This is a genomic window from Patescibacteria group bacterium (genome assembly GCA_030583705.1).
GTDB lineage: Bacteria > Patescibacteriota > Patescibacteriia > Patescibacteriales > Patescibacteriaceae > Patescibacterium.
Map to the genome: position 1 here is coordinate 160,880 of CP129471.1, position 12,155 is coordinate 173,034.

Below are 12,155 nucleotides of genomic sequence, written 5' to 3' on the forward strand. Positions count from 1 at the left end.
TTAACCTTAGTTATACTGTCATGCTATATAAACAGAATAAGGAAAACCAAAAAATAAAGAAAACACCTCAACGATTTGAGGTGTTTAACAGTGGGGTAGGTACTAGACTAAATAGTATGTTAAATAGCAAGTTAAATAAAAAATTATATAATAATAAAGCTTTTATTCTACAATCTAATAAAACAGTAAAAGCCTTCACCCTCATTGAACTTCTAGTAGTCATAGCTATTATAGGTATATTATCTACTCTAGTAGTAGTAGCCCTAGGTAATTCTCGTACTAGTGCTAGAGACGCTAAAAGACTAAATGATCTAAAAGCTATGGCTAATGCCCTAGAGTTATATTATGCAGATAATAATGAATATCCTTCCTCTATTACCCCAGGACAACCCCTAGAACAAGGTGGAGTAGTATATATGAACAAAGTACCTGAAAACCCCACTCCCAGAACAGATGGTATCTGTCCAGATAGTGAATATACCTATACAGAAATTGCTCATAAACCAGGACATTATCAATTCTCAGGTTGTATAGGTAGTAGTAGTGGTTCTTTTACAGCAGGACCCGTTAGTTATCAAACAGATGCAGGGGTTATTAACTGTGGAGGTCAAATCACTGATCTAGATGGCAATATTTATAATACTGTACAAATAGGTTCACAATGCTGGATGAAGGAGAATATGAATATTGGTACTATGTTAGCCTCAGCCGCTACTATGCCTTCAAACGATAATATTATAGAAAAATGGTGTTTTAATAATAGTACATCTAACTGCGGGGTTACTCCAGCTGTTAACCATGGAGGGCTCTACACTTGGGCAGAAGCTATGAATCTACCAACCACTTGTTTAACGACAGATTGTTCCGCCCAAATTCAAACCCCACACCAAGGAATTTGCCCAGATGGATTTCATATTCCAACAGATCAAGAGTTCAATACCTTAGAGCAATACACTGTAGCAACAATTGCTAGTACTGCAAATCAATATTCTTGTACTTTAATTGATTCGTATGCGCGGTGTGGAGATGATAATGGTACTAATGGCGGTGGGCCTAAAGGAGCTGGTAAATCTCTAAAGAAAGTCGGACAAGGTTCAGTCAATGGAGCAGGTGATGACTTAGTTGGTTTTTCCGCTATATTATCTGGCTATCGAACCACTGGTGACTTATTTAGTAATCTATCGAGTACCAACTTCTTCTGGTCATCACTTCAGTCTAGCTCTGTTAATGCTCGTTATCGGTCTCTTAACACAGGTTTTTCGACGATTCTTCGGTATCCAACTAATAAGGGCGCTGGCTTTTCCGTACGTTGCCTCAAAGACTCTTAGTTATTGAATTATTTATCTTTATCCTTAGTAAGTAATTAAAGATATAAGGTAATAATTATCTACCAAATAATGTCATTGACAAACCCTTTAATTTGCGCTATAATGATAATGAGAGGCTAATTATTAAGTTTCTTGACGAATTGTCGCTTTTAAAAAATAGTCAATACGGCAAGAATTATTTAAAAATCTATGTCAGATACGCAAGACAAGGATTTCCTGGAATCAATCGTTAAGACGATTGTTGGTCATCCGGAAGATGTTGTTGTTGAACGAACTGTTGATGAAATGGGCGTTCTCCTAACTTTAAAAATCAACCCGGAGGATATGGGTTATGTTATTGGTCGCCGCGGACAAACCGCTCAGGCTATTCGCACCCTTCTTAAAATAGTTGGTGCCAAGAATAATGCTCGTGTTAACTTAAAAATCTATGAACCGGAAGGCTCTGTTCGTCCACCTCGCCGCCGTGATGAAAATCAGGCACGCGCTAATGACGATGTCGACACTTCTGTGATTGATGATTTGGACAGTTTAACCATCTAATCTTACATTAGAATTAATAAGACCCCGTTAAAGCGGGGTCTTATTTTTTCTTCTTTTTCTTTTTGTGCTTTTCTCTATTATTCTTTGATATCTTTCTATTATATTTCTTCTTTTTCTTTTTTCTTACTTTTGTGCTATCTTTATAATACTATAACCTTCATAAAAAGTTTTATTTTTCTTTATAATTTTTAATGTTTTAACTTATGATTTTCAATATCTTAACCATCTTTCCTAAAATTATTGAAGAATATTTTTCTTCGGGTGTTTTAGGGCGGGCTTTGAAACAAAAAAAGATTGTTGTTAAACCAATTGACATCCGTGCTTATGCTGAAGATACTCATGGTACAGTGGATGACACCCCTTACGGTGGAGGCGCTGGTATGGTAATGAAAGTTGAACCTATTTATCGCGCGTTGAAAGACAACAAGCTCTATCCGAAGAAGAGGAAAAAGAGCAAGAATAGTAAGAAACAGGCTATTATTCTTTTATCTGCCTCTGGGCGACGCTGGGACCAATCTTTAGCGAGACACTATTCTTCTTTTTCTTCTCTAACTTTTATCTGTGGACGTTATGAGGGTATTGATGAAAGAGTTTTGTCCTTAGTGGATGAAGAAATATCTTTAGGTGATTTTGTTATGACTGGGGGAGAGGTGGCGGCTTTGGCGATGGTTGACTCGGTAGCTCGTCTTTTACCTGCTGTCTTAGGAAATAGCCAAAGCTTAGTGGATGAGTCTCATAATACTCCCGGACAACTTGAGTACCCGCATTACACTAAGCCTGAGATTGTTAAATTTGGTAATAAAAAACATTTGGTACCAGCTGTTTTATTATCTGGTCATCACGGGGAAATTGCCAAGTGGCGTAAAGCAATGGCTACGCAAAAACTTCATGATAAAAAAGTTTTAGCTAGAGATACGTCAGTTAAAAAGTCTAAGTCTAAAAAGATAACCGGAGAAAAAACTAAGAAAATAAAGCGTTAAGATCTTCCAGTTTCTTAATTTGTTTTTGTTCAATTTTAACACTTTTTTCCGGACGAGGTAGAGCGGCTTCACTAAAGCCTAACTTAAGGCCCTCTTTAAGACGCAGCGTTGTTTGTGGAATGGCTCTTATCTCTCCACCTAAGCCAACTTCACCCATGATTAGGCGCCCAGTGGGGAGAGGGCGATCTAAAAAGGAGGAAATAACCGCTGCGCAAACCGCCGCATCCAAGGCTGGATCCGTGGTTTTAAATCCTCCAACTACGTTAAGAATAATATCTTGATTACTTAAATTAAACTTGGTTCTTTTATTAATAACGGCGGCTAAAACTTGCAGTCTGTTTAGGTCAAAGCCTGAGGTTTTTCTTTGCGGATAACCGAAAACGGTTTTAGTTACTAGGGCTTGGATTTCCACTAAAAATGGACGACTGCCCTCAATAATACAACCCACGGCCGATCCGCTAATCTTTAGATTTTCATCTTTTAACGAGATAGCTGTTGGATTGGTTACTTCTTTAAAGCCAAGACCGGTCATTTCCAAAAGACCTATTTCATCGGTTGAACCAAAACGATTTTTAGCTGCTCTTAAGACTTGGTATCCACCGGAGTTTTCTTGTTCAAGATAAAGGACAGTGTCTACCAGATGCTCAAGAGATTTTGGACCAGCTAAATTACCATCTTTGGTAATATGACCGATTAAGATCATAGCTATATCATTTTTCTTAGCTGTTTCCAAACAACGAGAGGCGGCGGCTCTAATTTGATTAAGACTACCGGCTTCTTGCGGTATTAGTGGACTATGTACTGTTTGGATTGAATCTATAATCACCAACGAAGGGTGATTCTTTTCTATAGCCTTAGCCACTGCTTCAATGTCCGTATCAGTAATACAATTAAACTTAGATAAGTCACAATTAAGTCTTTCAAGTCTCATCCTTATTTGCCCTAAAGATTCTTCGCCGGAAACGTAAATTATTTTATGATTTTTAGATAAATTATTGGCAATCTGCGCTACCAGGGTGGACTTTCCAATACCCGGTTCGCCGGCTAAAAGAGTTAATGAACCAACTACTAGACCACCTCCGAAAACTCTGTCTATTTCTTTAACTTCGGTTTTTAGACGATTAAGATTAGCTTGCTTAGCTGAGGATAATAAAACAACCTCAGCCTCTTTAGATGAAGTAGAAGAAGATTGTTCGGTGGGTACTAAAGAGCCCCAAGCACCACACTCTGTGCAACGACCTTGCCACTTGGCGGATTGTGCATCGCAGGCGGTGCAAACATAAAGAGATAAGTTTTTAGGCATATATATAATTAATAACGGAGAGATTTTTTAAGAACTTGAATTAAGTAACAGAATTTATTAAAGATCTGTTAAAGATTTATTCTCATTAAGCGTCCGCTTATAGGGTCAATGTAGTAGAGATAATTACCGTCCGGTGAGAGACGAAGGTTAGTCATCGGGTGATTTAAGTTAGTATTAATCATTTCTCTTAGGCCGGTTTGTAAATTAATGCGATAAAGAACATCTGGGGTATTGGCGGCGATTTCTGGCAACATACCAGCTCCTCTTTCCAGTCTTTGCGGTACCGCGCAGTATAAACCGTTATTTCCCGCGAAAGTACATTTATCTGCCCAAGTATTTAAATTAAGTGGTCGACGATTAGCTCCAACAGCGTCTCCATGAGCGTCTACCGTCCACAGGGTTGGTTTATAGTCATTATCTGAAGAATAAACACTGTAGACCAACTGTTGCCCAGTTGGGGACCAAAGAGGACGAAAATCTCTTCCTTCGGTAATGATTGATTTAAAGTTTTCATTATTTTGTCCGACAAAGAAAACTTCTTTACGATTAAAGTCAACTCCTTGTACATACATGGCAACCATTTGATTATTGGGTGACCAAGAAGAAATTACCATTCTTTCGTTATCTCCCAAGGGTTCAATGGCTTTAGATTGTGAGCCATCGTCGGAAGAGACGATCAGCCAACGGTTTTGGGGGTCAAGACCTATGCTTTTAGAAACTATTTGGTCACCGTTTGGTGAGAAATCAAAATCTTTCCAGTGTTTTGGTAGGGTAACTTGTCTATTGGTTTGAAAATTATAGTTTATCTTATTACCGTCCGGGTATTCAATAATAGCTTTGTCTCCATCCGGTGCCCAAATAACGTTTGAGACATTAAAAAATTGTTGATCCGCCAGCATTTGTATTTCTCCATTAGCGTTAACCGTATAAAATCTATTGTCGGCGGGGTTGTAGAATTGAAGTTTTTGTTGATTATTCATGGTCGCAAAAGCGCTTCTGGGAGCTATTTCACTTGGGTCTGTTGGACTAGAAGGGTCGGATGATAGGGGCGGTTGAGAAATAATAGGGTCAGTTCCTGGAAATATTCCTTCACCCTCGGGATCAAATTCTCCCGGTATTCCAGGGCCTGCTTGAGGAAAGCCATCACCAAGGCTTGGATCGTCCTCAGGGAAAGTTTCACTGATTGGTGAAGTGAAGAAAAACATCCTAAAAATAGCGTAGCCGATTAAAACGGCAACAGCCAATAAAAGAAGGCTTAAGAGGATTTTTTTCCCCATTCCTGGAGGTATTGTCATTGGCATATGTTTTTAATAAAAATAAGTTGTTTAATTAAAACGTCTATGGTATAATTTAGAGTGTATTGATTATAGTATATAATTTATTGTTTCCCGTGTCAAAGCGGTGCAATTATCTTTACATTTTATGGGACTATTTTCTTCTTCGCCCCAAGGTTACTTGGGCATTGACATTAGTGCTCCTAGCGTTAAGGTGGTAGAGCTAAGACGCAATGGCGGCAAGGTGGCTTTAGCTACCTACGGTTTTAGCGAACGCTTCGCTGATGCGGTAACGCCTAATCAGGCACAGCTCGATGTTGTTAAAACCTCTGATTTGATCAAAAAGATTTGCCATAAGGCAAAAACTTCTTCAAATTCGGTTTTGGTTTCCTTGCCGACTTTTTCGGTTTTTTCTTCAATTATTAACATTAACGATAGCGTGGCTAAAAAAGATATTACAGCTGCTATTAACTGGGAGGCTAAAAAGGTTATTCCTTTGCCGTTGCAAGACATTGTTTTAGATTGGCAGAAGATTAGCTTTGGTGCCACCGAAGAAGAAAAGGGTAGTAGCCGTATTCTGTTAACTGGAGCCCCTAAAGCCTTGATCCAAAATTATGTGAGTGTCTTTAAAGCGGCTGAAATGAACTTGTTAAGTTTAGAAACGGAGATTTTTGCTCTAATTCGTTCTTTGTTAGGTAATGACAGATCCCCGGTAATGATTGTGCAACTTGGTTCAACCACCACTAATATTTTTGTAGTGGATAAAAGCGTACCGGTTATTAATAGAAGTATTGCCGCTGGCGGTATTAATATTACCCAAGCGATTGCTGCCCAAGCTAATATTCCTTTAATTCAAGCGGAGCAGTTTAAACATGACTTAGTTCACAAACAAGATCCGGACGGGCAAGTTATGCCGGCTATGATTATAGAAGCGTTAGCACCGGTGGTTAATGAAATAAAATATATTTTGGATGTTTTTGGTGGCAAAGACGGACGTCGGGTGGAAAAAATAATGTTAACCGGTGGCGGTGCTCTTTTGCCTGGTCTGTCAGATTACTTGAGTGATTATTTTAATATTAATACAGTGGTCGGAGACCCCTGGTTTAGAATAGCTTATCCTTTTGAACTTAAGCCCATTCTTGAGAAAATAGGTCCTCGTATGGCAGTGGCCATTGGTCTAGCTATGCGGGAGTTTGATAGGAATTAGCGAGTTTGGCTAGTATGGCTTTTATTATCCCTTCCCTAAAGCATAAGCAAACACCGCCCGGTAAGGCTCCGGGAGGTTTTTCAAGGTGGCTAAGAAAAAAAATGTATAAACTACGAACTCTTAAGCATCGCTTAAGAGCCGCTCGTTTAAAGTGGGAGATTAATAGTTTTGAAAAACGTCGAGCTAAAGAGGCTGAGAGACTTGATAAAAAAAGACATATTTCGCAAGCGTCGGGTGGGCAAAAGCAAGAAAAAAACTTTTTTAAAGAAAGAACAATTAAACAAGAAAAAAATCATGAAGTTAAAGAAATAAAAAATGATGAAGTTAAAGACCTAAAGCCAGAGATAAAGGAAGAGCCCATTAAAGAAACTTCTTTTTTTAATAATGACCCTAAGGTAGAAGATAAAAATTCTAAAACAGAGATAGGTAAAATACATTCTTTAACTTTTTTTGAAAAACTTTTTGCTGCTTTTGGTGTGTCTCGAGAGAAAGAAAAAATTAATAAAGAAGAAAAACATCCTGAAGTTAAAGTTCCTGAGATTAAGGAGATAAAGACCGAGACAAAAGAGGAAGTAAAGCAAGAAACAAAAGAAGAGCCAACTAAGGAAGTTTCTGTTTTAAGTAATAACTCTAAGTCACAAGATAAAAGCCTTAAGACAGAGATAGATAAAGCACAAAAAAAAGATAAAGCAGATTCTTTAACTTTCTTTGAAAAATTACTGGCTGCTTTTGGTATGTCCCAAAAGAAGGAAAAAATCAATGGAGAGGAAAAGTTTCATGAAGTTAAAAAAGAAAAGACCCATGAAGTTGAAGAAGAAAAATCTCATCAAACTACTGAGGTAAAATCGGAAATAGAACAAGAAAAAGAAATTAAAGATAATTCGAATAAAGAGTCAATTATCTTATTTGGAGAGCCTACAAAAGAAGATGAGGAAGAGCCGATAAAAGCAGCTTCACCGATTTTGGAAAAAAAATCTTTATCACCCATTGGTCTTGAAAAGCCTCCTCGGCCCAAGACTGGTATTTTTTCCGCTCTTTCCGCCTCATTATCTTTCTTCTTTTCTTCTTTGTCTTTGTTTAAAAAATCCAAAACAAAGGAGAATGAAGAAAATAATGAGTCTATTAAAGCACCAATTGTTGTCTCTGATTTTAAAGAGGGTGGTTTTGTTAAAAAAGTTAGTGAGGATAATCAAGAGGGTAAAGAAACTAAAGAGAGTTTTAGAGATAAAAAAATTGAGGTAGGTAATCAACTTGAAAAAAACAAGGAATCTCATGAAGATAGCAGAAAGCTTAGTGAAGATAATAATGAACTCAATGATAATTATAAAAACGATCTTGTCTTGGATAATGATATTCCTACAGTTTTTCTTGACTCTGACGAGTTTAGTAGGGAGATTAAAAAAAGTGATATTAAGGAAAAAGAAGGTGTTCCTTTGGAAAATTCTTTACCTAAGGATCTGAATGATAAAAAAATTCAAGACAAGCAAGCTCAGTCGGTAAAGGATTCAGTAAATGTAGATAGTAGTGATTTATTAGCTGGGAAAAAAAGCAAATTAGCCCTTAAGCTTTCCAAAGAAAGAGAAGAGGAAGAGGTAGTTAGACACCGACTTTCTGTAGAAAACCGTTTTTGGCAATCTTACAGGGGGCCACAAACCAACTTGGTTAAAAATCAACAGGTAGTTTTCTTTAATTGGAAACAAAAGACCTTGGTGTTATCTTTATCGGTAATATTGTGTTGTTTGATAATCAGTGTCGCCTATATCGGCTTATTAATTTGGCAAAAAGATATTATTGATAAAAGCCGAGAATCACAAATTAATTATCAGGCGATCAATAAACAAATTGCTGAAAAAGAAACTGAACTGCGTGAAGTGATTGATTTTAACAATTCTTTGGTTTTTGTAAGCTCCATTATAAAAAATCATGTGTCTTGGGTGGGATTTGCTTTAATGTTGGAGGAAACAACTTTAACTGATGTTTATTGGGAGCGTTTTTCGGGAGATATTTCCGGCAAGTATGTTATTCCCGGTATAGCCAGAAATTTGGCTGCTCAGACTTCTCAAGAAGAAGTATTAAGAAAACACAAATGGGTTAAAAGTGTTACGACCCAAAACAGTCAGGCCCTGGTTGGTGGCAATGAGACTCAACAGACTTCTTCTGAAGAAGAGAATAAAGATGAAAATCAGGCACCTTCTTCAGGTGGTGATAATAGAATAATGTTTAATTTAGAGATTGAGATTGACCCTTTAATTTTTGTTGGGGGTAATTAGAAAATATTCATATGGCTAATATAATTGTTGAAAAAAAAGTAGCACCAAAAAGTCATGATGAGAAATCTTCGGTTTTTGATTTTTTTGTCCGGTTTTTTGCTTGGTTTATTGTTATTGTTTGTTTGGCTATTCTTTTCTCCGGTTATTGGTTTTTATTAAAACCCAAGGTTGATTCAATTACCGTTGATAGGGAAAATCTTTCAAGAGACGAGGATTATTTAGCTAAATCTGATTATTTAATAGAAATGAACAAGATTATTAAAATGTATAATGATATTTCAAGGGAAGATAAAAATCGTATTGAATATATCTTATCATCAAAATATGACTTTCCTCGTTTAAAAACCGTTATTACGAGAGAGTTGAATGTTTTAGTGGAAAGCCTTAATCCAAAGGACAAGCCCCCTATAGTAAACATAGAGTCCATTGAAGTGGTGGATCTAGATAATCCTGCAGATAAATTTCCTTCAATTGTGCAAGTAGATCGAGGGCCCTTGGTTAATCAGATAGGTATTGCGGAAACCTCGGTAACCATTAGCGGCTTGGATTATATTCAATTCAAGGAGATTATGAAAGAATTACGTACCAATTTACGTTTAATGGATGTGATTCATTTAGAGTATGATCCAGTAGCCGTAATCGCCAAATTAAAGATTTTGGTATATTATAAGAAGTAGGACATTATTTTTATTATAGTTTGATTATTAAATCATTATGACTCAAGAAAATAAACAACTTTTAGCTCTCTATCTCAGCGCCTTGTTAGTGGCTGGTGCTTTATTTTTTCTTATTATAAATGTTGAGAAATGGTTTAATCCTTTGGATATAGATAGTCAGTCTGGTGAAAAAGGCCCCAGTGCTTTACTTGAACAAAAGGATCTTAACTTTGGTCTTTTTGATGATGATACTTTTAAAAATCTTCAACCAGTATTATCAGATAAAGATATTAGAGATATTGAGGAAGAATTTGCAGAGGAGGATAGAGAGAAACCTGTTGCTGACTCAGGTAGCAAGGTAAGATATTCCAACCCCTTCCTACCTTTTTATTAATAGTGATTTTCTTATTGATTGTATGGCCAACGATAAAGTTAGACAAGGTAATGACAAAGAAAAAGCTCTGCTGGATAATTTAGTAGCGCGTCGTTTTATTTCCGAAGCTACAGCTACTACTATCTTATCCGAGTCCTCCTCTTCCGGTAAAAATATAGAAGATATAATTTTAGAAAAAAACCTTTTGGCAGTTGAAGATTTTATTAAAGCCAAAGCTGAGTTTTTTGGTTTTCCTTATATTGATCTAATGGATAGGGTGGTTGAAGAAGAGACACTTAATTTGGTGCCACCAAATATTGCTGAGCATTATAAGATTGTGGCTTTTGAAAAAGAGGGTAACCGTATTAAGGTTGGCTTAGTTGATTCTGAAAACGTTAAAGCTAAAGAGGCCATGCAGTTTTTAGCCCAGAGGGGTAAATTTGTTATTGATTATTACCTTATTTCTTTAGCCAGCTTTAATACGGTTTTTAAACAATATAAAGATATTAGTAAGGAAGTTTCTAGTGCTTTAGCCCTTAAAGCAAAAAAAGACGAAAAAGACAGAGAGGCTGTTAAAAAACTTGAAGACACCTCAACTGTTGAAGGGGTGGTTCAAGATGCTCCAGTAGCTAAAATCGTTTCAGTAATTATTCGTCATGCGATTGAAGGTGGTGCTAGCGACATTCATATAGAGCCTTTGCCAAAAGAGTGCCGTGTTCGCTACCGTATTGACGGTATTTTACATACTTCTTTGGTTTTACCAAAAGATGTTCATTCTTCAGTAATAGCTCGTATTAAGGTTCTTTCTGATCTTAAGCTTGATGAAACTCGCATACCGCAAGACGGACGTATACGTTTACGTATTAATGAAAGAGATGTTGACTTTCGTGTTTCTTCTATGCCTCTTTTGGACAATGAAAAAGTTGTTATGCGTGTGCTCGACACAGCCAGGGGAGTTACTGACTTGGAAAAATTGGGCTTTGCTGGTCTTTCTTTAAAAACCCTAAAGAGTAATTTAGATAAAACTGGTGGTATTATGCTAGTAACCGGTCCGACCGGTTCCGGTAAGAGCACAACTCTTTATTCTTTACTGCATATTTTAAACCAAGAATCCAGAAATATCATTACCCTGGAAGATCCAGTAGAATATTTTGTTAAAGGCGTTAACCAATCACAGGTTCATCCGGAGGTTAATTTTACCTTTTCCAGCGGTTTACGTTCTATTTTGCGTCAGGACCCTGATATTATCATGGTTGGAGAAATTCGTGACAATGAGACGGCTGAATTGGCTATTCATGCCGCGCTAACTGGCCACTTGGTTTTATCCACCTTACACACTAGAGATGCTATTGGTACTATAGGGCGTTTACTTGATATGAAAATTGAACCTTTCCTTTTAGCTCAAGTCCTTAATCTTTGTTTGGCACAGCGTTTGGCTAGATGTATTTGTACATATTGTAAGAAAGAAACTAAGTTAGAGGAGGGATTTTTTGCGCAAATAAAGGCTAAAATAGCTGAAATTCCCGAGGCAGCTATTAAGGCTATTATTCCTGATTTTGATCCGACTAAAGTAGTTTTTTATACTGGAGAAGGTTGCTCTCATTGTGGTAAAACCGGCTATCGTTCTCGAGTAAGTATTTCCGAGTCAATTGATGTTAATAATGAAATGAAAGAGTTAATTTTAAAAAACAAAGGATCTATTTCTGTTGACGAGGTAAGAGAAAACCAGTCTTTCATTACCATGGAACAAGACGGTTTAATTAAGTCTATTCAGGGCATTACTACTCTTGAAGAAGTAATGAGAGTTATTCAAAATTAGAATCATATTAAAATCATTTAATTCAATATGAAACGTAAAATTAAAATTTTTTTAGTGGAAGATGACAAATTTTTAATGTCAATGTACAGTCAAAAATTTTTGGCTGAGGGTTTTATTATTCAAGGTGCAGCCAGTGCCGAAGAAGCTTGGCCTGAAATAAAGGCTTTTAAACCGGGTCTTATACTTTTGGATATTATGTTGCCAGGGCAAGATGGTTTGTCTCTTTTAAGATCTTTAAAAAGAGAGCCTTCTTTAGCGCCTATTCCAGTGGTTTTAATGACCAATTTGAGCCGTCCTTCAGATAGAGAGCAGGGTTTAATGCTTGGAGCGGCTGATTATTTGGTTAAAGCTCATTTTTTACCCTCGGAAATTGTTGATAAAGTTAAACAAATATTAGCCTAAGAT

The 12,155-nt window shown here is 36.8% G+C and carries 11 protein-coding genes; 9 read left to right on the top strand and 2 right to left on the bottom strand.

The window, feature by feature from the left end; all coding sequences use genetic code 11:
- Nucleotides 1–20: 20 nt before the first annotated feature.
- The 3 genes from QY321_00835 to trmD all read left to right on the top strand — a co-directional run bounded on the left by QY321_00835 (nucleotide 21) and on the right by trmD (nucleotide 2,848).
- Nucleotides 21–1,328, top strand: a complete 1,308-nt coding sequence (locus QY321_00835) for an FISUMP domain-containing protein (GenBank protein ID WKZ24962.1) — start codon at nucleotides 21–23, stop codon at nucleotides 1,326–1,328.
- 189 nt (nucleotides 1,329–1,517) lie between these two features.
- Nucleotides 1,518–1,868 (top strand): KH domain-containing protein, encoded by a 351-nt coding sequence (locus tag QY321_00840; protein ID WKZ24963.1) that lies wholly within the window; start codon nucleotides 1,518–1,520, stop codon nucleotides 1,866–1,868.
- A 203-nt stretch (nucleotides 1,869–2,071) separates the two neighbouring features.
- Nucleotides 2,072–2,848: a tRNA (guanosine(37)-N1)-methyltransferase TrmD gene (trmD, locus tag QY321_00845; GenBank protein WKZ24964.1), complete on the top strand. Its 777-nt coding sequence runs from the start codon at nucleotides 2,072–2,074 to the stop codon at nucleotides 2,846–2,848.
- Here trmD and radA read toward each other — a convergent pair.
- Both radA and QY321_00855 read right to left on the bottom strand, forming a co-directional pair.
- Nucleotides 2,829–4,151 (bottom strand): DNA repair protein RadA, encoded by a 1,323-nt coding sequence (gene radA, locus QY321_00850; protein WKZ24965.1) that lies wholly within the window; start codon nucleotides 4,149–4,151, stop codon nucleotides 2,829–2,831. The genes trmD and radA overlap by 20 nt on opposite strands.
- Before the next feature lie 68 nt (nucleotides 4,152–4,219).
- Complete coding sequence (locus tag QY321_00855) at nucleotides 4,220–5,452, bottom strand: hypothetical protein (protein WKZ24966.1); 1,233 nt, start codon at nucleotides 5,450–5,452, stop codon at nucleotides 4,220–4,222.
- Nucleotides 5,453–5,573: 121 nt separating this feature from the next.
- Between QY321_00855 and pilM the strand changes: the two genes are divergently transcribed.
- The 6 genes from pilM to QY321_00885 are packed head-to-tail and all read left to right on the top strand — an operon-like array spanning nucleotide 5,574 to nucleotide 12,152.
- Nucleotides 5,574–6,632, top strand: a complete 1,059-nt coding sequence (pilM, locus tag QY321_00860; GenBank protein WKZ24967.1) for a type IV pilus assembly protein PilM — start codon at nucleotides 5,574–5,576, stop codon at nucleotides 6,630–6,632.
- Between the two features lie 14 nt (nucleotides 6,633–6,646).
- Nucleotides 6,647–8,902, top strand: coding sequence for a hypothetical protein (locus QY321_00865; protein WKZ24968.1), 2,256 nt, complete (start codon nucleotides 6,647–6,649; stop codon nucleotides 8,900–8,902).
- 11 nt (nucleotides 8,903–8,913) lie between these two features.
- Nucleotides 8,914–9,579 (top strand): hypothetical protein, encoded by a 666-nt coding sequence (locus tag QY321_00870; protein WKZ24969.1) that lies wholly within the window; start codon nucleotides 8,914–8,916, stop codon nucleotides 9,577–9,579.
- A gap of 37 nt (nucleotides 9,580–9,616) precedes the next feature.
- Nucleotides 9,617–9,952: a hypothetical protein gene (locus QY321_00875; GenBank protein WKZ24970.1), complete on the top strand. Its 336-nt coding sequence runs from the start codon at nucleotides 9,617–9,619 to the stop codon at nucleotides 9,950–9,952.
- A 22-nt stretch (nucleotides 9,953–9,974) separates the two neighbouring features.
- Nucleotides 9,975–11,750 (top strand): GspE/PulE family protein, encoded by a 1,776-nt coding sequence (locus tag QY321_00880; GenBank protein WKZ24971.1) that lies wholly within the window; start codon nucleotides 9,975–9,977, stop codon nucleotides 11,748–11,750.
- 27 nt (nucleotides 11,751–11,777) lie between these two features.
- Nucleotides 11,778–12,152: a response regulator gene (locus QY321_00885; protein WKZ24972.1), complete on the top strand. Its 375-nt coding sequence runs from the start codon at nucleotides 11,778–11,780 to the stop codon at nucleotides 12,150–12,152.
- Nucleotides 12,153–12,155: the final 3 nt, after the last annotated feature.